This is a genomic window from Mycobacterium pseudokansasii (assembly GCF_900566075.1).
GTDB lineage: Bacteria > Actinomycetota > Actinomycetes > Mycobacteriales > Mycobacteriaceae > Mycobacterium > Mycobacterium pseudokansasii.
On record NZ_UPHU01000001.1, the window covers coordinates 5,028,052 to 5,048,563 of the forward strand.

16 protein-coding genes are annotated in these 20,512 nt (G+C 65.6%); 12 read left to right on the plus strand and 4 right to left on the minus strand.

Annotation, left to right across the window (positions count from 1 at the left end; all coding sequences use genetic code 11):
* Positions 1-49 precede the first annotated feature (49 nt).
* Entirely contained in the window at positions 50-223 is a 174-nt protein-coding gene (gene rpmF, locus EET10_RS22565; protein WP_023367231.1) for a 50S ribosomal protein L32, read from the minus strand.
* A 299-nt stretch (positions 224-522) separates the two neighbouring features.
* On the opposite strand from rpmF, the gene EET10_RS22570 reads away from it, so the two are divergent.
* The 11 genes from EET10_RS22570 (at position 523) to EET10_RS22620 (ending at position 13,335) form a co-directional block, all read left to right on the plus strand.
* The gene (locus EET10_RS22570) at positions 523-2,205 is read left to right on the plus strand and encodes an acyclic terpene utilization AtuA family protein (protein ID WP_122502509.1); all 1,683 of its coding nucleotides are present in this window, start codon (positions 523-525) and stop codon (positions 2,203-2,205) included.
* Complete coding sequence (locus EET10_RS22575) at positions 2,202-3,350, plus strand: acyl-CoA dehydrogenase family protein (RefSeq protein ID WP_122502510.1); 1,149 nt, start codon at positions 2,202-2,204, stop codon at positions 3,348-3,350. The genes EET10_RS22570 and EET10_RS22575 overlap by 4 nt, the downstream gene beginning before the upstream one ends.
* Positions 3,347-4,942, plus strand: coding sequence for an acyl-CoA carboxylase subunit beta (locus EET10_RS22580; protein WP_122502511.1), 1,596 nt, complete (start codon positions 3,347-3,349; stop codon positions 4,940-4,942). Before EET10_RS22575 ends, EET10_RS22580 begins: the two co-directional genes overlap by 4 nt.
* 5 nt (positions 4,943-4,947) lie before the next feature.
* Complete coding sequence (locus EET10_RS22585) at positions 4,948-6,933, plus strand: acetyl/propionyl/methylcrotonyl-CoA carboxylase subunit alpha (protein WP_036402279.1); 1,986 nt, start codon at positions 4,948-4,950, stop codon at positions 6,931-6,933.
* Positions 6,930-8,096 carry an acyl-CoA dehydrogenase family protein gene (locus EET10_RS22590; protein WP_036401988.1) on the plus strand — a complete coding sequence of 389 codons (1,167 nt, stop codon included), beginning with the start codon at positions 6,930-6,932 and terminating at the stop codon, positions 8,094-8,096. Before EET10_RS22585 ends, EET10_RS22590 begins: the two co-directional genes overlap by 4 nt.
* Entirely contained in the window at positions 8,096-8,947 is an 852-nt protein-coding gene (locus tag EET10_RS22595; RefSeq protein WP_122502512.1) for an enoyl-CoA hydratase family protein, read from the plus strand. Before EET10_RS22590 ends, EET10_RS22595 begins: the two co-directional genes overlap by 1 nt.
* Positions 8,948-9,050: 103 nt before the next feature.
* A complete protein-coding gene (locus tag EET10_RS22600) occupies positions 9,051-9,653 on the plus strand; it encodes a DUF1707 SHOCT-like domain-containing protein (protein WP_036401992.1) in 603 nt (200 codons plus the stop codon).
* 88 nt (positions 9,654-9,741) lie between these two features.
* Positions 9,742-10,074, plus strand: coding sequence for a WXG100 family type VII secretion target (locus EET10_RS22605; protein ID WP_244602051.1), 333 nt, complete (start codon positions 9,742-9,744; stop codon positions 10,072-10,074).
* Positions 10,065-11,765: an alpha/beta hydrolase family protein gene (locus EET10_RS22610; RefSeq protein ID WP_122502513.1), complete on the plus strand. Its 1,701-nt coding sequence runs from the start codon at positions 10,065-10,067 to the stop codon at positions 11,763-11,765. The genes EET10_RS22605 and EET10_RS22610 overlap by 10 nt, the downstream gene beginning before the upstream one ends.
* Positions 11,762-12,433 (plus strand): LppA family lipoprotein, encoded by a 672-nt coding sequence (locus EET10_RS22615; protein WP_122502514.1) that lies wholly within the window; start codon positions 11,762-11,764, stop codon positions 12,431-12,433. Before EET10_RS22610 ends, EET10_RS22615 begins: the two co-directional genes overlap by 4 nt.
* Positions 12,434-12,669: 236 nt before the next feature.
* Positions 12,670-13,335, plus strand: coding sequence for an LppA family lipoprotein (locus EET10_RS22620; protein ID WP_036401997.1), 666 nt, complete (start codon positions 12,670-12,672; stop codon positions 13,333-13,335).
* 115 nt (positions 13,336-13,450) lie between these two features.
* Here the strand turns inward: EET10_RS22620 and EET10_RS22625 are convergent, their stop codons facing one another.
* Positions 13,451-14,386: a DUF5996 family protein gene (locus EET10_RS22625; protein WP_036402000.1), complete on the minus strand. Its 936-nt coding sequence runs from the start codon at positions 14,384-14,386 to the stop codon at positions 13,451-13,453.
* 399 nt (positions 14,387-14,785) lie between these two features.
* On the opposite strand from EET10_RS22625, the gene EET10_RS22630 reads away from it, so the two are divergent.
* Positions 14,786-16,627 carry a glycoside hydrolase family 15 protein gene (locus EET10_RS22630; RefSeq protein WP_122502515.1) on the plus strand — a complete coding sequence of 614 codons (1,842 nt, stop codon included), beginning with the start codon at positions 14,786-14,788 and terminating at the stop codon, positions 16,625-16,627.
* Positions 16,628-17,098: 471 nt separating this feature from the next.
* Here the strand turns inward: EET10_RS22630 and EET10_RS22635 are convergent, their stop codons facing one another.
* Together EET10_RS22635 and EET10_RS22640 are read right to left on the minus strand one after the other, a co-directional pair.
* The gene (locus tag EET10_RS22635) at positions 17,099-19,087 is read right to left on the minus strand and encodes a VWA domain-containing protein (protein ID WP_036402004.1); all 1,989 of its coding nucleotides are present in this window, start codon (positions 19,085-19,087) and stop codon (positions 17,099-17,101) included.
* A complete protein-coding gene (locus EET10_RS22640; protein WP_063468191.1) occupies positions 19,080-20,474 on the minus strand; it encodes a sigma 54-interacting transcriptional regulator in 1,395 nt (464 codons plus the stop codon). The genes EET10_RS22635 and EET10_RS22640 overlap by 8 nt, the downstream gene beginning before the upstream one ends.
* Positions 20,475-20,512 lie beyond the last annotated feature (38 nt).

The window sequence follows — 20,512 nt, forward strand, 5'->3', positions numbered from 1 at the left end:
CGGCCGGCGGGCTCGTCACATGCGCCACAGAAGCCCTCGCTTGCAGGAGCTAGCGCCGGTCGAGGTCGACGAGGCCCAGACGCGCCGCCTTGAGCAGCCTGCGGGGCACTTTGTGCTTCCGACCGGCCACGGTGACACCGACCAGTTCGGTCGAGGTGGCCTTCCACTGCGAGCGCCGGCTTCGGGTATTCGCGCGCGACGTCCTGCGCTTGGGTACCGCCATGGTGGGGCCTTACTCCTCGATCGGGGTCGGGTCGGTGCGTATCGCGTTGCACAGCCGTGGACAGGGACCCGTCGGCCGGACGGCGACACTACCCTTTTAAAGGGTGTCGTTAAAAGGGTAGTCGGTGACCTCCAGCTCGCCAAAACGGAGCGTGACGTCGGCGAGAGAGGCGGGTATCACACCGGTCGCGGCTTACGGCTATGCTGACCTACCGGTTGGTTGGCCGGGTTCGGCCCCGTCGGTAATCCCAATGAAGGGAGGACGCGCGCATGGCCCCTGTTGGTGGCGCGTCCGGAGCCGTGCGGATTGCCAACTGCTCGGGTTTCTACGGCGACCGCCTCTCGGCCATGCGTGAGATGCTCACCGGTGGAGACGTCGATTACGTCACGGGCGACTACCTGGCCGAGCTGACCATGCTCATCCTGGGCCGCGACCGGATGAAAAATCCCGACCGGGGCTACGCCAAGACGTTCCTTAGCCAACTCGAGGACTGTCTGGGGCTGGCCTGCGACCGGGGGGTGCGGATTGTGGCCAACGCCGGCGGCCTGAACCCGGCCGGATTGGCCGACGCGATCCGGGCCCTCGCTCAGCGCCTCGGCGTCCCGGCCCGGGTCGCCCACGTCGAAGGCGACGACCTGCTGTCCCGGGCGGCCGAGCTCGGCCTCGGCACACCGCTGACGGCCAACGCCTACCTGGGTGCGTGGGGCATCGTCGACTGCCTCAATGCCGGAGCCGACGTCGTCGTGACCGGCCGGGTCACCGACGCCTCGGTGGTCGTCGGGTCGGCGGCCGCGCACTTCGGCTGGGGCCGCACCGACTACGACCAACTGGCCGGAGCGGTGGTCGCCGGTCACGTCATCGAATGCGGGGTGCAGGCCACCGGCGGCAACTACTCCTTCTTTACCGACGTGCCGGGCCTTATTCACGCCGGCTTCCCGCTGGCCGAGGTCCACGCCGACGGCTCCTCGGCGATCACCAAACACCCCGGCACCGGCGGTCTGGTCAGCACCGACACCGTCACCGCGCAGCTGCTCTACGAGATCACCGGCGCCCGCTACGCCAACCCGGACGTGACGGCGCGGATGGACACCATCGCGCTCTCGGCGGACGGCCCGGACCGGGTGCGCATCAGCGGTGTGGTGGGCGAGCCGCCGCCGCCCACCCTCAAGGTGTCGCTGAACAGCATCGGCGGCTTCCGCAACTCCATGACTTTCGTGCTGACCGGCCTCGACATCGAGGCCAAGGCGGATTTGGTGCGACGCCAGCTCGAAGCCGCGCTGACCGTCAAGCCCGCCGAACTCGAGTGGACCCTGGCCCGTACCGATCACCCCGACGCCGACACCGAGGAAGCGGCCAGTGCCTTGCTGCGCTGTGTGGTCCGCGATCCCGATCCCGCCAACGTCGGGCGACAATTCTCCTCGGCGGCAGTCGAATTGGCGTTAGCCAGCTATCCGGGCTTCACCGTGACCGCTCCGCCCGGCGACGGTCAGGTGTACGGCGTGTACACGCCGGGCTACGTCGACGCCCGGCAGGTGCCGCACGTCGCGGTTCATCCCGACGGCACCCGCAGTGAAATCGCCTGCGCTTCTGAGACTTTGGAGCTGGCACCGGCGGCTCCGACGCCGCTTCCCGAGCCGTTGCCAGCGGGACCGACCCGGCGTGCGCCGCTGGGTTTGATCGCCGGCGCCCGCAGCGGGGACAAGGGCGGTTCGGCCAACGTCGGGCTGTGGGTGCGCACCGACGAGCAGTGGCGCTGGCTGGCCAACACGTTGACCGTCGAGTTTCTCAACGAACTGTTGCCCGAGACGGCGGACCTCGACGTCACCCGGCATGTGCTACCCAATCTGCGGGCGCTGAATTTCGTGGTCGAGGGGATCCTGGGTCAGGGCGTCGCCTACCAGGCGCGTTTCGATCCGCAAGCCAAGGGGCTGGGCGAATGGCTGCGCAGCCGCCACGTCGACATTCCGGAGAGGCTGTTGTGAATATCTGGACCACACCGGAGCGCGAGCAGCTGCGAAAGACCGTCCGCACGTTCGCCGAACGAGAAGTCCTGCCGCATATCGACGCATGGGAGCGCGTCGGCGAGTTGCCGCGTGACTTGCACCGGCGCGCCGGGGCCGCCGGCCTGTTGGGAGCGGGTTTTCCCGAAGCCGTCGGCGGTGGCGGGGGCGACGGCGCCGACTCGGTGATCATCTGCGAGGAGATGCACCAATCCGGGGCGCCCGGCGGGGTCTTCGCGTCGCTGTTCACCTGCGGCATCGCGGTGCCGCACATGATCGCTTCCGGTGATCGACGGTTGATCGACACCTACGTTCGGCCCACCCTGACCGGTGAGAAAATCGGCGCGCTGGCCATCACCGAACCCGGCGGCGGTTCGGACGTCGGGCACCTGCGCACCAGCGCGGTGCGAGACGGCGACCACTACGTGATCAACGGCGCCAAAACCTACATCACCTCCGGGGTACGCGCCGACTACGTCGTCACCGCGGTACGCACCGGCGGTCCGGGGGCAGCCGGGGTTTCACTGGTGGTGGTCGAGAAGGGCACTCCAGGTTTTGAGGTCACCCGCAAGCTGGACAAGATGGGCTGGCGTTCCTCGGACACCGCCGAGCTGTCCTACACCGACGTGCGAGTGCCTGCGGCCAATCTTGTGGGCGGCGAGAACACCGGATTCGCCCAGATCGCCCAGGCCTTCGTCTCCGAACGGATCGGCCTTGCGGCACAGGCATATTCGAGCGCACAGCGATGTCTGGACATCACCGCGCTGTGGTGTCGCGACCGGGAGACATTCGGGCGTCCGCTGATCTCGCGTCAGACGGTACAGAACACCCTGGCCGAGATGGCCCGTCGGATCGACGTCGCCCGGGTCTATTCCCGCCACGTGGTGGAGCGTCAGCTTGCCGGTGAGACGAACCTGATTACGCAGGTGTGCTTCGCCAAGAACACCGCCGTCGAGGCCGGCGAATGGGTGGCCAACCAGGCCGTCCAGCTCTTCGGCGGGATGGGCTACATGGCCGAATCCGAAGTCGAACGCCAGTATCGGGACATGAGGATACTGGGCATCGGCGGCGGAACCACCGAAATCCTCACCGCGCTTGCCGCCAAACTGCTGGGGTATCAATCGTGACCGTTTTGCAGTCCACCCTCGACCCGCGTGCCGGCGCGTACGCCGAAGCGGCAGCGGCGACGGCCGCAAAGCTGGACGAGATCGCCGCCGAACTGGCGAAAGCGCTGGCGGGTGGCGGGCCCAAATACGTCGACCGTCATCACGCCCGCGGCAAGTTCACGGCCCGGGAACGCATCGAATTGCTCGTCGACCCGGACTCGCCGTTTCTCGAGCTGAGCCCGCTGGCGGCGTACGGCAGCGCCTTCACGGTCGGGGCCAGCACGGTCGTCGGCATCGGCGCCGTGTCCGGCGTGGAATGCTTGATCGTCGCCAACGACCCGACGGTCAAAGGCGGCACCAGCAACCCGTGGACGTTGCGAAAAATTCTGCGTGCCAATCAGATCGCTTTCCAGAACCGGCTTCCGGTGATCTCTCTGGTGGAATCCGGCGGGGCGGACCTGCCGACGCAGAAGGAGATCTTCATTCCCGGCGGAGCGATGTTCCGCGACCTCACCCGGCTGTCCGCAGCCGGGATTCCGACAATCGCACTGGTATTCGGCAACTCCACCGCGGGTGGCGCCTACATTCCCGGCATGTGCGATCACGTGGTGATGATCAAGGAACGCTCCAAGGTGTTCCTGGCGGGCCCGCCGCTGGTGAAGATGGCCACCGGCGAGGAGTCCGACGACGAGTCGCTGGGTGGGGCCGAAATGCATGCCCGCATTTCGGGTTTGGCCGACTACTTCGCGCAAGACGAGCTCGACGCCATCCGCATCGGACGTCGCATCGTGGCCCGGCTGAACTGGGTCAAGCAGGGGCCCGCGCCCGGGCCGGTCACCGAGCCGTTGTTCGACGCCGAGGAGCTGGTCGGCATCGTCCCGGCGGACCTGCGCATTCCGTTCGACCCGCGGGAGGTTATCACCCGCATTGTCGACGGCTCCGAATTCGACGAGTTCAAGCCGCTCTACGGCTCGTCGCTGGTGACCGGGTGGGCCCGGCTGCATGGCTATCCGCTGGGCATCCTGGCCAACGCGCGCGGCATACTCTTCAGCGAAGAGTCGCAAAAGGCCACCCAGTTCATCGAGCTCGCCAACCGCTACGACACGCCACTGTTGTTCTTGCACAACACCACCGGATATATGGTGGGCAAGGTCTACGAAGAGGGCGGGATGATCAAGCACGGCTCGATGATGATCAATGCCGTGTCCAACTCGACCGTTCCGCACATCTCGCTGTTGATCGGCGCGTCGTACGGTGCGGGCCACTATGGGATGTGCGGACGCGCCTATGACCCGCGGTTCCTGTTCGCCTGGCCCAGCGCCAAGTCCGCGGTGATGGGCGGCGCGCAGCTGGCGGGGGTGCTGTCCATCGTGGCCCGCGCCGCCGCCGAGGCCCGCGGCCAGCAGGTCGATGAGGCGGCCGACACAGCGATGCGTGCCGCTGTCGAAGGCCAGATCGAAGCCGAGTCGTTGCCGCTGGTGTTGTCCGGGATGCTCTACGACGACGGGGTGATCGACCCGCGCGACACCCGCACCGTGCTGGGAATGTGTTTGTCCGCCATCGCTAATGGCCCGATCAAGGGGACGTCGAACTTCGGCGTCTTCCGGATGTGATGCAAATGCCGATCACTCGAGTTCTGGTTGCCAATCGCGGCGAGATCGCGCGGCGGGTGTTCGCCACCTGCCGACGGCTGGGCCTGGGCACCGTCGCCGTCTACACCGAACCGGACGCCACCGCGCCGCATGTCGCCGAGGCCGACGCCCGGGTGCGGCTGCCCAAGACCAACGACTACCTCAACGCCGGGGCCATCATCGTGGCCGCCCGGGCCGCAGGCGCCGATGCCGTACACCCCGGCTACGGGTTCCTCTCGGAGAACGCCGATTTCGCCGCCGCCGTGCAGGAGGCAGGCCTGACCTGGGTCGGCCCACCGGTGGACGCGGTGCGGGCCATGGGCTCCAAGATCGAGTCCAAGAAGCTGATGGCGGCCGCCGGGGTGCCGGTACTCGACGAGCTCGACCCGGACACGGTCACCGAAGCCCAGCTGCCAGTGCTGGTGAAGGCGTCCGCGGGCGGTGGTGGCCGCGGGATGCGGGTTGTTCGCGAATTGTCCGCCCTGGCAGCCGAAGTCGAGGCCGCCCGACGCGAGGCGCAGTCCGCGTTCGGTGATCCGACGGTGTTCTGTGAGCGTTATCTGCCCACCGGACACCACGTCGAGGTACAGGTCCTGGCCGACATGCACGGCACCGTATGGGCCGTCGGCGAACGAGAATGCTCCATTCAGCGCCGGCACCAGAAAATCATCGAAGAAGCGCCCTCACCGTTGGTGGAGCGTATACCCGGCATGCGTGCCAAGCTTTTTGACGCGGCCCGGCTGGCCGCCTCCGCCATCGGCTACGCCGGCGCCGGCACCGTGGAGTTCCTTGCCGATGATGACGGCGAGTTCTACTTCCTGGAAATGAACACCCGGCTGCAGGTCGAGCACCCAGTCACCGAGGAGACCACGGGACTGGATCTGGTCGAACTGCAGATCGCGGTTGCCGATGGCGGCCGGTTGGATGCTGAACCACCTGTGGCCCAAGGGTATTCGATCGAGTGTCGGCTCTACGCGGAGGACCCGGCGCACGGCTGGCAGCCGCAAGCCGGCCTGGTGCACAGCATCGACGTGCCGTCGGTCCGCGCGCAGTTCGGCACACTGGGGCACCGGACCGGGATCCGGCTGGACTCGGGGATCGTTGCCGGCTCGACGGTGTCGATCCACTACGACCCGATGCTGGCCAAGGTCATCTCCTACGCTCCGACGCGCCGGCAGTCGGCGTTGGTGCTCGCCGACGCGCTGGCCCGCACCCGCCTGCACGGCCTGCGTACCAACCGCGAGCTGTTGGTCAACGTGCTGCGTCACCCGGCATTTCTCGATGGCGAAACCGATACCGCGTTTTTCGACACGCACGGCCTGGCGGAGCTGTCGGCGCCGCTGGCCGACGCGACGACGATCCGGTTGTCGGTGATCGCCGCCGCCCTGGCCGACGCCGCGCACAATCGGACGATTGCTGCGGTGTTCGGCTCCATCCCCAGTGGCTGGCGCAACCTGGCGTCGGGCTATCAGGTCAAGACGTACCTCGACGACAGCGGCGAGGATCATCGCATCGAATACCGCTTCACCAGAAAGGGATTGGATCTTCCCGGCGATGAATCCGTCCAACTGGTATCGGCCACGCCGGACCAGGTGGTGCTGGCCGACGACAGCGGCGTGGACCGCAGCTTCACGGTGGCACGCTACGGCCAGGACGTCTACGTCGATTCCGCCAGCGGACCGGTGCATCTGGTCGCACTACCCCGCTTTCCCGAGCCGGGTTCGACCGTCGAGCAGGGATCGTTGGTGGCGCCGATGCCCGGCAATGTCATCCGCTTGGGCGCCGAGGTCGGCGATGCCGTCACAGCGGGTCAACCATTGATCTGGCTGGAGGCCATGAAGATGGAACACACCATCAGCGCGCCGACTGACGGTGTACTCACCCAGCTCAACGTCCACACCGGCCAGCAGGTCGACGTCGGTGCCGTGCTGGCACGCGTGGAAGGGCCAGAAGCACAAGGAGATTCACAATGACAGACACCAGCTTCATCGAAAGCGAAGAGCGCCAGGCACTCCGCAAGGCGGTGGCCGAATGGGTGTCCAACTACGGCCACGAGTACTACCTGAAAAAGGCCCGCGCGCATCAGCACACCACCGAATTATGGTCCGAGGCGGGAAAACTCGGGTTCATCGGAGTGAACCTGCCCGAGGAGTACGGCGGCGGCGGCGCGGGCATGTACGAACTGTCGCTGGTGATGGAGGAGATGGCGGCAGCGGGCTCCGCACTGCTGCTGATGGTGGTGTCGCCGGCCATCAACGGCACCATCATCGCCAAGTTCGGCACCGACGAACAAAAGCGGCGCTGGCTGCCGGGCATCGCCGACGGATCGTTGACGATGGCGTTCGCGATCACCGAGCCGGACGCCGGGTCCAATTCGCACAAGATCACCACCACCGCCCGCCGCGACGGCAGCGACTGGATTCTCAAGGGCCAGAAGGTCTATATCTCCGGCATCGACCAGGCGCAGGCGGTACTCGTGGTGGGTCGCACGGAGGAGGCCAAGACCGGCAAGCTGCGCCCGGCGTTATTCGTGGTGCCCACCGACGCGCCCGGCTTCACCTATACGCCGATCGAGATGGAGCTGATCAGCCCGGAACGCCAGTTCCAAGTGTTCCTCGACGACGTCCGGCTGCCCGCCGATGCACTGGTCGGAGCCCAGGACGCCGCGATCGCACAGCTTTTCGCCGGCCTGAACCCTGAGCGCATCATGGGCGCGGCCAGCGCGGTCGGCATGGGCCGGTTCGCGCTGGGCAAGGCCGTCGACTATGTCAAAACGCGCCAGGTGTGGTCAACGCCGATCGGCGCGCATCAGGGGTTGGCACATCCGCTGGCGCAGTGCCACATTGAGGTTGAACTGGCCAAGCTGATGATGCAGAAGGCAGCCACGCTCTACGACCACGGCGACGACGTGGGCGCGGCCGAGGCGGCCAACATGGCCAAATACGCTGCGGCCGAAGCCTCGACCCGGGCGGTCGACCAGGCCGTGCAGTCCATGGGCGGCAACGGGTTGACCAAAGAATACGGCGTGGCCGCGATGATGACGTCGGCCCGGCTGGCCCGGATCGCCCCGATCAGCCGCGAGATGGTGCTGAACTTCGTCGCGCAGACATCGCTGGGCCTACCCCGGTCTTACTGATGGACGCGCTTGTCGAGTACGCGGGGCCGGGCGAGTGCGGCGGTCCGCTGGCGCGGTTGACGCTCAACTCGCCGCACAACCGCAACGCACTGTCGAGCGTCCTGGTCAGCCAGCTGCATCAGGGACTGCGTGACGCGGCGGCGGATCCGGCGGTACGGGTGGTGGTGCTCACCCACACCGGCGGCACCTTCTGCGCGGGCGCGGACCTGAGCGAGGCCGAGCGAAGCGGGTCGCGTGGCGATCGCGAGCGCGGCGCAGCCGAGCGAAGCGGGTCGCCACCATCGGCATACGACATGGCGGTGGCGCGGGCCCGGGAGATGACGACGGTGCTGCGCGCCATCGTCGAGTCCCCACGGCCGGTCATCGGCGCGGTCAACGGGCATGTCCGAGCCGGCGGGTTCGGTCTGGTCGGGGCCTGCGACATGGTGGTCGCCGGCCCGCGCAGTACCTTTGCGCTGACCGAGGCCCGGATCGGCGTGGCCCCGGCCATCATTTCGCTGACGTTGCTGCCCAAGCTATTGCCGCGCGCGGCGGCCCGGTACTACCTGACGGGCGAGACGTTCGGCGCCAGCGAAGCCGCGGAGATCGGCTTGGTCACCTTGGCAGCTGACGATGTGGATGCCGCGGTGGCCAGGCTGGTCGCCGAGGTGGGTCGCGGGTCACCGCAGGGTCTGGCGGCGTCGAAGGCGCTGACGACCGCCGCGGTACTGGAAGGATTCGATCGCGACGCCCAACGGCTCACCGAGGAGTCGGCGCGGCTGTTCGTTTCGGAGGAAGCGCGCGAGGGCATGCTGGCATTCCTGCAGAAACGTCCACCGACTTGGGTCAAATCCGACCCGGCGAGTCGCTGAGCAGCACCATTGCCGGCCGGGCGAGTCGGACTTGGCCGGGGGCAAGGTTGCAGTTTAGCCAACCAGCTTGCAGCAAATCCTGGACGTCGTACGCTCGTGGGTGATGAGCAACCCGGCCCAGCGCGACACGAAGGACACGCGTGACGATTCGTCGCTCGCGGCTGACACCGATCGCATTCAGATCGCGCAGTTGCTGGCGTACGCGGCGGAACAGGGTCGCCTGCAACTCAACGAGTACGAAGATCGGCTTACCAGGGCTTACGCGGCGACCACCTACCGAGAGCTGGACCAGCTTCGAGCCGACCTGCCCGGCGCGTCGGTAAGCCCCCGTCGCGGCGGCAACTGCAACCCGGCACCGTCGACCCTGTTGCTCGCCCTGCTGAGTGGGTTCGAGCGGCGCGGCCGGTGGAATGTGCCGAAGAAGCTGACCACCTTCACGCTGTGGGGAACCGGCGTGCTGGATTTGCGCTACGCCGACTTCACCTCAACCGAGGTCGAGATCCGCGCATACTCGATCATGGGTGTGCAGACGATCCTGCTGCCCCCCGAAGTCCACGTCGAAATCCGCGGCCGCGGTGTGATGGGCAACTTCGACCGTGAAGTCGTGGGCGAGGGCAGCCGGGGTGCGCCCAGGGTGAAGATCCGCGGCTTCTCGTTCTGGGGTGGCGTGGGCATCAAGCGTAAAGCGCGCAAGCCCCGCAAGTAGCCGGTACGGCCGCCGAAGGTGAATAGCCCGGTTGGCGGGTGTGTGCCATACTCCCCGGAGGCTTGCTGGCCGATCGGGAGGGTCGACGATGAAGACGTTGCGTGTCGTTCCTGAAGTCCTGTCCCGGGTGGGATCTGAGTTGGCCAATCACGGTGAGTCACTGCTGGTCTTGCACCAGTCATGCCACGGTGCAGCCGAAGGCGCGCGGTCGGGATGGGTCGGTTCCTCGGCTGGCGCGCTGTCGGGGTTGCTGGGTAGCTGGGAGACGGTCAGCGCCACCCACGCCGACCGATTCGGTGAGCATTCCTGCGGCATGCATCTCGCGGCGGTCGGCTTCGCTGAGATGGACCAGAGCAACGCCGCGGCGCTGGCCGCGGTCCGTACGCAGGCTGGCAGCAGCGGTCGATTCGAATGGCGCTGACGTTAGCGGATATTGAGCGCTGGGATCCTGCGGCAATCAGGACGGTGTTTCAGGCGGCGATTGACCGCGCACACGGCACCCGAACCACATCGGCGGCGCTCAGTGACACCATGCTGTTGCTGGACTTCGGTGGTGATGCCGCCGATGCCGCGCTGGCGGCGACGCACCGCACGACAATGCTTCTCGACTACCATGCCGATGCGTGCGAGGCGGTCGCACGTGCCGCGGAGAAATCGGCCGAAGAGGTGACCGCAATCAAGTTGCGGCTGCAGGCCATTCGCGATAGTGCCCGGGATTACCACCTGACGATTGACAATGCGACCGGTACGGCGTTGCCGGCTGCTGACTTGTCGTCGTACTCCCCTGCTGATCAGCAGTCGATTCTCAATGCCGCGATCAGGCTGACGGAAAGCATCAAGCGTCTGCTGGCTGACGCCGAGACCGCCGATGAGGATCTGGCCGCGGCGATTCGGGGCGCCGCCGGGGACTTGTCACCTGAGCAGGTCAACACCCAACTCAGCCATGAGCCACCCAAGATACCGCAGATGCCGCCGCCGGACAGCGACCCCACGGAGGTGAGTAAGTGGTGGCATTCGCTGACACCGGGACAGCAGGATCGGGTGAAAGAGTGGTTTCCGAACGCCATTCGCAACCTCGACGGCATCCCGACCGGAGTTCGCAACGAACTCAATATGCCGGTGCTGCAACGCGAACTCGACCGGCTGCAGCGCGGTTGGCTGGATGGAAATGGCTTGTGGCATACGGACACTGAGAAGCTGGCGGATCTGCAGGCGCTGCGCGACGCGCTTACTGACCCAGCAAATGAGGGGGCCAGCCTGCTCCTGCTGGACACCACCAGCAATCCCCGCAAAGTATTGGCGGCGGTTGGTGTTGGTGATGTTGACAATGCGGAACGAGTCGGGGTGACTGTGGGCGGTTTAAACACGCGGGTCAGCTCCAGCGTCAAGGATATGGTTGGCGAAGCCCAAGCTCAGCGACGTGAGGCGAGCCTCCTGCGTCGACGCGCTCACGTCCCGAACCCTGATGCCGTGGCATCCATTGCCTGGTTAGGTTACGACGCGCCGGACAGCCTAAAGGACGTGACGCATGACTGGTCGGCTCGCGATGCCGCAGGGCCATTGAACCGCTTCTACAAGGGCATCGCGGCTGGCAGCAATGTTTCGGATCAACGCATCACCGCATTCGGGCACTCCTACGGGTCCCTGGTGACAAGTCTGGCGTTGCAGCAGGGGTCACCAGTAAGCGACGTCGTGCTGTACGGTTCGCCTGGCACCGAACTCACCAGCGCATCACAGTTGGGTGTGCAGCCAGGGCATGCCTACTACATGATTGGCGTCAATGATGATGTGTCCCAGATAATCCCCGAATTCGGCGCCTTTGGCGCCGCACCGCAAGATGTGCCCGGCATGACTGAACTTTCGACCAGTACTGGACTGGCCCTAGGGGGTGAGTATGGGGACGGGAACCTTCATGAGCGGGCCTACGGCCATTCGGAGTATGCCCGCATGGGAAGCAACGGCGAACTTCGGATGAGCGGCTACAACATGGCAGCGGTGCTGGCCGGACTCCCCGATGACCTCATCACACCTCGCGCGGTCGGTGTGGACCGGCTTCCCGGTGGTGCTGGCCCTTATGAAGTACCACCTCCGATCCCTCTGCACCACGAATGAACCGAGCACATCGGTTCGGTGCCGCCGGGCTGCTCGCAATCACTATGCTGCTCACCAGCTGCGTCAAACCCAATACCTTCGACCCTTATGCAAATCCCGGCCACGACGAGCTGGATCGCCTACAAACAATCGTCAACCAACGCCCCGGCTTAGAGACGGTCCAGCAGCAACTAGCCAACCTCGACACAACTATCAGGTCAGCAATCGCGAAGTACTCGCCACAGACCAGATTCACGAATCTCAAGCTCGGACATCCACCCGGCGGTTGCAGCGACCCTTTCGTCCGGACCATCGGACGGCAATTCACAAGCGACATATTCTTCGGCGAACCTGCACCAACCCCACAGCAGTGGCTGCAGATCGTCACCGAGCTAGCGCCGGTGTTCAAGGCAGCGGGTTTTCGGCCTAACAACGCCACCCCGGGCGATCCCCCACTTCCTTTGGGATCGGCAAACGACTCGCAGATCCGCGATGACGGCGTGTTGATCGATTTGGTGAACGGCGACGCGAACAGCCCACTGTCCTACTCCTACGACACCGGGTGTCACCTCCCGGCCGCCTGGCGCACCGCCCCACCACCACCAAACATGCGGCCCCCCAACGACCCCGACGTTCACTACCCATACCTGTACGGATCGCCCGGTGGCCGAACCCGCGACGCCTTTTGACCAGCGATCGCAGCCAGGGCATACCTACCGAATCAATAGTGATGTGTCCCACGCGATTCCCGAGTTCGGTGCGTTCCGCGCCGCACCGTAGGGGGCCAACTGCGCGGCTACAACATGGCAGTGGGTGCTTGCCGGAAACCGACGACCTCATCACGCCCCCGCGCGGTCGGCGTGGACGCGCTCCCGGCTGGCGCCGGCCCCCACGAAATGCCGCCTCCAATCCCGCTGAGGACCTCATGAATCGAGCACGCCGTCCCTTGACGGCCGGACTGCTCAGCATCACGCTACTTCTCACCAGCTGCCTCAAACCCAATACGTTGGATCCGTACGCCAACCCCGGCCGCGACGAGCTGGACCGCCTACAAACAATCGTCAACCAACGCCCCGACTTAGAGACGGTCCAGCAGCAACTAGCCAACCTCGACGCCACCATCCGGGCGGCGATCGCCGAATACGCCCCACAGACAAAGTTCTCCAGCACCCCAGTGAGTCATCCGACTAACGGCTGCAACGACCCGTTCGTCCGCACCATCGGCCGGCAAGAGGAAAGCGACCATTTCTTCGGCGAACCTGCACCCACCCCAGAGCAATGGCTGCAAATTGTCACCGAGCTGGCACCGGTGTTCAAAGCGGCCGGTTTTCGGCCCAACAACTCCGCCCCCGGTGACCCACCCCTGCCGTTGGGATCGGCCAATGATTCGCAAATCCGAGATGACGGCACGCTGATCAATCTCGTAAACCACGGGCATTTGCTGGCCTACTCCTACAACACCGGTTGCCATCTCCCGGCCGCCTGGCGCACCGCGCCGCCACCACCGAACATGCGGCCCCCCAACGACCCCGATGTCCACTACCCATACCTGTACGGATCCCCCGGCGGCCGAACCCGCGACGCCTATTGACCAGTGATCGGCGCTGCGGTAGGCCGGGCACCAGTCACCGTGGTTGCGAACCACGTCGAGAACGCATCCCGTCGTCACGTCGCCGATGTTCAAAGGCATTCCTCAGGAGCGTGTTTCACCGCCCCTTCCAACGATCCGGATCTTCTTCCAGCAGGGCGCGATCCCACTCAGCTCTGGTGGCCACTGCTTCGTAGGTGTCCTGCAAGAATCCCAGAAGCACCTGATCCGGGTCGGCTGCCTGTCGCACGATCTCGTAGGGCAGTAGATACTCGCCGTGGTCTTTGCTGTAGTAGGCCTGCTCGGGAGTGACGGCGTGACCGGCGAAGCCGTCAGGTTCGGGATAGGCGTAGGCATAGAAGGCGCCCTCCTCACCACCGCCTGGCCAGAACCCGCAACTGCTCAGCTCTCGCGAATATCCTTCCGCCATAACCCAATCGCCCAAGTTGGGGGCACCGCCAGGATGCCGGGGTGCGCCACGTCCGGAAAATCTGGTACACGCGATATCCATTGCACCCCAGAAGAAATGTACCGGACTCACCTTTCCGGCGAACCGGGACCGGAACCGGCTCAACACACGGTGAGCCTGAATCAGTTGGCGCCAGAACAGGTTCGCCGCGTGCGGGTCGTAGGAGGCGTGCGCGACGTCCTCGGCGAACCGAGGAGCCGGGTCGACCTCGTTGGGGTGTGACTGAATGCGCGTGGGGAAGCCCAATTCGGCCAATGCCTGCATGGTTTCAGCGTGGAAGTCGGCGACCGATTTCGGTTCCAGTCGGACGGTACGGGTAGCGCCGGTGCTGCTGCGGATCACCAACTGATGGTCAACGAAATCGAATTCGATATCGAAGACCTCTTTCCCATAAGGGATTGCGGACGTCGTCAAACCGCGGGGGGTAACGTACAACGTCACCTGCCACCAATGGTTGACCATGGGCGCGTGAGCGAGCCGGATCTTACCGACGATCTGCGTCCACATATGCAGCGTTTCCCGGGTTGGCGTCCACTCGTCGACGCGCAGGCTGGGCCAGGCATTGGTGCTTCGGTGCGCAGTCATATCGATCTCCTCGGTTCAGTATTACAGTGAATCGGCTCGGCAATCGGTGGGCACCGGCCATGCTGATTGCTGCAAACGGGATACCCTCCTCTTAGGTATACATGCGCGATATGCATGGCATGTTGTCGTTGGCAGCCGCCAGGTCAGCGCCTTTGGGCGAAGTAGAGGTCACACCGCCCACTCGGTTCGACGATTCACAACTGCGGCGACGAACAATGGTTCCCGGCCTGCCGATGCGCTGAAACCGGCTGTTGCGGAAGGGCCGCGAATCGCGGGCTGCCACGACGACACAACGGCGGTGTACCCGCAACCCGGAAATCGCGCCGCGAGAATCGCCATGACACGGCCAACTGTGTGGTAGGCAAGCGAGGAACTACGCGGCACCCTAGGAGGCACCCGGTGAGCACCACAGCAATCGCCGACTACGCCCTGCTCTCTGACCGGCACACTGCAGCGCTGGTCAGTCGCAGCGGTTCAGTCGACTGGCTCTGCTTGCCCCGGTTCGACTCGCCATCGGTGTTCGCCAGACTGCTCGACGCGGACGCCGGGTTTTTCTCGGTGCACCCCACCGATCCCGGCGCGGAGGTCAAACGCCGTTACGTCGACCAGACCATGGTGCTCGAGACGACGTTCACCACCGGCACCGGCACGCTGGTGCTATGCGATGCGCTCGCCACCGGGTACGTGGATGACCCGCACCAGTTGGGCGCGACCGCACCTCGGCTGCTAGTGCGGTCGCTAACGTGTACCGCGGGCGAGGTGGAGGTGACCGTCGAATTCTCGGCACGCCCGGAATATGGGGTGGTCACACCGTTGGTGTCCACTGCCGACGGCTGCATCCTGGTACGCGGCGGCGCCGATGTCCTGCTCCTGTGTTGCCCAATTCCGCTGGGGATTACCGATTCCGACGCCGGCGGCCGATTCCGGATCCGAGAGGGTGAGCGGATGTCCCTCGGGTTGCAACATCGCACCACCTCGGAGGCGTGTCCTGAATCCATGTCAGCGGCCGAGCTCGATGCAGCGCTCACGGCGACGATCGACGCGTGGCGGTTGTGGTCGAAGGTCCATCAGAGCTATGACGGACCGTGGCACGATCTGGTGCATCACAGCGGCAGAGTTCTGCAGGCATTGACCTACCAACCCACATGGGCAGTGGTCGCCGCCCCCACGACGTCCCTGCCGGAAGAGATTGGTGGAGAACGTAACTGGGATTACCGGTATTCGTGGGTCCGGGACGCCAGCCTCACGTTGGAAGCCCTCTGGGTAGCCGCTTGTCCAGACGAGGCGGAGCAGTTTTTCGACTACCTCGCGGTCAGCTCCGCCGGACAACTACGCGCCGACGAACCTCTCCAGATCATGTTCGGCATAGGTGGCGAACATGATCTGTCCGAACGTGAGCTTAGTCATCTCCGCGGTTGGCGCGACAGCCGTCCGGTGCGGGTCGGCAACGGCGCCTGGGGGCAAAGCCAGATCGACGTGTACGGCGAACTGCTGGGTGCGGCACACCGCCTGGCCAAACAGCTGCACCCGGACCGCCCCTGCGCCGCTGCGGGACGCGAGTTTCTCGTCGGCTCCGCCGATGCCGCCGCACGTCTTTGGCAGCAACGTGATTCGGGTATCTGGGAAGTGCGTGGCGAGCCGCAACACTTTCTCTACTCCAAGCTGATGTGCTGGGTCGCGCTCGACCGCGCCATCGCCATGGTCGATGCACTCGGCGCCGGGGACAGGGTCGACGGGTGGCGCAAAGCGGCCGACGAAATCCGGCATCAGATCCTTACCCGCGGGTGGAGCGACGCGGCCAACGCGTTTACCCAGGCATTCGAAAGCGACGACCTGGACGCCTCAGCGCTGATGATTCCGCTGGTCGGCTTCTTGCCCGCCGACGACCCTCGAGTGCTGGCCACCATCGACGCTATCGCCGATCAGCTCGTCGACTCGCGCGGCTTGGTCTATCGGTATCGCACCAGCGTCGACGCCAATGCCGACGGCCTGACCGGACAAGAGGGCACGTTTCTGCTGTGTACATTCTGGTTGGCGCAAGCCCTGGCAGCCTCCGGCCAGCTCGACCGGGCGCGCGAAGTGTTCGAGCGCGCCATCAGTTACCGCAACGACGTAGGACTGCTCTCCGAAGAGGTCGACCCCGTCACCGGCGAGCTGTTGGGCAACTTCCCGCAGGCGTTCAGTCACATCGGGCTGGTCAATGCGGCCTGGGCCATTGCCCAAGCCGAAGCTCTCGGTTGACCAAAGCGGCTTATGTTCGGGCACCGCGAAATGCGTATATCCCAAACTTCTAACCCACTTTCGTAGTCGTTCGTCTGAACAGCCCCGCTGCAACCGGCCTATCGTGGCTGGTGCCGGCATATCGGGCGGTAGCATTCGCGTTTGAAGCGACGGCCGCAGCGACTCTGGGATGCGTTGCCTTGAGGTAGCGACTCGGTTGGCCCGCAATCACATCGGCCCCAGGAGGCCCGGGGGTTCGGTCGGTACACGATTTGCCCGCCTCGCAGCGACAAGCCAAGTCGCGCAGGGTTTGTCGCTATTAGCCGGGCACCTTTAGTGAGTCAACGCGACCCCTCACGCACAGGAGGCCGATGTGGCTGGTGTGGCTGATGCCGCAAGACGCGGCGAACCAGGAGGACTACGCACGCAACGCTAAAGGCGAATTATGCCAATGGAATCCGTCAGTGCGTCGTCGCGCCACGGTGTTGCCAGCTACCTGCGTCGCCGCGACCGGAGGTAGTCGCCCACTACCGCCGCCCCCAGCCCGTCGAGATCGGGTTCCACGACCCGGCCCTCCACCCGTCGTGCGACCTGGTCGATGAACCGGGCCAGACCCGGGTCACTGCCCAGCCGGAAGATCGTGATCTGCGCACCCAGCCGGGCCATATCGTCGAAACTCCGCACCGTGTGGGCAATGGTCCGCGGATGCGGTGGGTAGTCGAAGAACACGGTCGCAGAACCGTCGCCGCTGAAATCCTCCAAATGGGCGGTGGGCTCACCGTCGGTCACCACCAGCACGACCGGCTGTGCGTTGGGATGCTTGCGCAGGTGACGTCCCGCCAGCGCCAGTGCGTGATGCAGGTTGGTGCCCTGCTCATAGACACCTTCCAAACCCGTCAGCTCGGCCGCCGTCACGGTTCGGGCGTAGCGGCCAAACGCAATGATCTGCAGGGCATCTGAGCGGAAACGCGTGCACACCAAGTGATTGAGCGCCAGTGCCGTTCGCTTCATCGGCAGCCACCGATTTTCCATCACCATCGAAAATGAGGTGTCGACCAGCAACGCAACCGCGGCCTGGGTACGGGTCTCGGTCTCGGAAACCTCAACGTCGTCGACGGTGATCCGAATGCCCGAACGGGGCATCGACGTCGTCCCGGCCTGGCGCAGTACGGCATTGGTCAGCGTCCGGGAGATGTTCCACGGCTCGGTGTCACCGAACTGCCAGGGCCGGGTCGCACCGGTCAGCTCTCCGGCGGCACCGGCGCGCCGGTGATCCCGTTCGCCACGACGTCCGGAAAGCTGTTGCACCACATCACGTAACGCGGTCTCGCCCAGCCTGCGCATCGCCTTGGGCGACAGGCGCCACTGGCCGTCGGAACCACGATCCAGGAAACCCTGATTGACCAGTGCGCGTTCCAATTCGGCGAGCGTTCTGGCGTCGACGGCAGCCTGGTCGCCGAGCTGGCGCGACAGCGCGTCGAGGTCGACGTCGTCCATGGTGGCGCCCGGGTAGCTCTGCGACAATTGCTCGGCCAGCTGCTCCAGCTCAGCGATATCGGCCAGCGCCTGGGTGCCCTCGCCCATACCGAACGGGTTGTCCCCGGAGAACTGCTGCGATCCGGTCCAATCCTCGCCGGGGCGCGCGGCTTGCAGATGGGTATCGAGCCGGCTCAGCGCCTGCATCAGCGACGGCGAGCCAAATGCCTGCTGCGCCAACGCATCAAGCTCGTCCCGCTGCTCCTGGCTCAGGCTGTTGCGGAATCGCTGCGCCGCGGCTGCCCGCTTGGCCAGCGAGTCCAGCAGCTCCTCGACGTTGCGCGGGTTCTCCGGAAAGAACTCGCCGTGCTTGTCCATGAAGTCTTGGAAGTCCTGCGGGGTGTCCTCGCCGCGGGCGTGCTTGTCCAACAGGTCGTTGAGATCGTCCAGCATCTCGTTGACCCGGCGCCGGTCCTCGTCGGTCGCGCCTTCCAGTGCTTGCTTCATCCCGGCGAAGCGTTGGTCGAGCAGCTCGCGGCCGAGCAAATCCTTGATCTGGCCGTATTTTTCGCGGGCCTCACCGCTGCGCCAGCGGTACTCGGAAAGCTCCTGAACGGCTTTGGCCGGTGACGGCGGTAACGCATCCAGCTGCAGCTCCGAGAATCGGGCGTCGTCGTCCAGTGCGCGGGCCAGTTGCTTGCGTTCGGCCAGCACCGCTTCGTCGAGCAGTCGTTTGATCTCTTGCAAAGTGCCGTCTAAGTTGTTGCGGCGCAACAGCTCCCGTCGGCGCCGGTTTGCCTCCGCGGCCAGCCGGTCGGCGCCGGGCATGGTCTTGGTGCCGCGGCGCAGCAGTTCGGACAGTGCCCGGCGCGGCGAGGCGCCGGCCATCACGTCGTGGCCGATCTGTTCGAGGGCCTCGCGCAAATCGACCGGCGGCGCCAGCGGGTCGGGTCCGCCGGTGTATGCCGAGTAGCGCGAAGAGTGTCCCCCAAAAGGCTTAGCCATAGACGGTTTGGCCTTCCCCGGACACCTTGTCGATGCGCTTGGCAAGGTACAACGCCTCCAACGCGAGTTCCAGCGCGGCGGCGCGCTCACCCTCGGATTCCGCGCCCAGCTTTCTGGCGATCCTGTCGACGACGGGCAGCCCCGGAACCGCGGCCAGCACGTCCTTGGCCGACACCCGCTCGCCTGTCGTCACGGACGAACCCCGCTCGACGGCGGTCACCAATTGGGCGACGTCGATGCCGCCGAGCACTCGGGACGCGGTGTCGGCGGTCGAACGGCGCAACAGATGCTCGAGTACGGCCTGTTCGCGGCCTTCTTCGCCGGACTCGAACTCCAGCTTGCCCCGCAACACGTCGATCACCGTTCCCAGATCGACCACGCGGGCCACCGGATCCGTCTCGCCCAGCACCGCGCCCCGATGCCGCGCCGCGGCCGCGACCGTTTCCGCCGCTGCGATAGCGAATCGGGCCGACACCCCGGACCGTTGGTCGATCGAGTGCGACTCCCGCAGGTACCGGGCGAATCGCGCGATCACCTGCATCAGATAGTCGGGTACCTGCGCGCTCAAGTGCGCCTCCTGCACGATCACACCCACTTCCGCATCCAGCTCCAGCGGGTAGTGGGTACGGATTTCGGCGCCGAACCGGTCCTTGAGGGGCGTGATGATGCGACCGCGGTTGGTGTAGTCCTCGGGGTTGGCGCTGGCGACGACCAGGACGTCCAACGGCAGCCGCAGCGTGTAGCCGCGGACCTGGATGTCGCGCTCCTCCATGACGTTGAGCATCGACACCTGAATGCGCTCGGCCAGGTCGGGCAATTCGTTGACCGCGACGATACCGCGATGTGCCCGCGGGATCAGGCCGTAAGCGATGGTCTCGGGGTCGCCGAGACTGCGGCCCTCGGCGACTTTGATCGGGTCGATGTCGCCGACCAGGTCAGCCACGCTGGTGTCGGGGGTGGCCAGCTTCTCCGTATAGCGCTCGCTGCGATGCTTCCATGCCACCGGCAGGTCATCACGCAGTTGCGCGGCCCGCCGGATCGATTCCGGCGTGATCGGCCGATACGGGTGCTCCCCCAGTTCGGCTCCGGCGATCACCGGCGTCCACTCGTCGAGCAGCCCGGTCAACGCGCGCAGCAGCCGGGTCTTGCCCTGGCCGCGTTCGCCGAGCAGGACGAAGTCATGACCTGCGATCAGGGCCCGCTCCACTTGCGGCAACACCGTGTCCTCAAAGCCCAGGATCCCCGGCCAGACGGCCGTGATATCGGACCCCTCGGCCAATGCAGTCAGCAGGTTTTCCCGGATTTCTTGCTTGACCCCCCGCTCACGATGACCGGAGGCACGCAGCTCGCCCACGGTACGCGGCAGGTTACTCGGTGAAGTCACCACTCCACGCTACGACGCCAACTTTCTTCTGGCGACGAGAG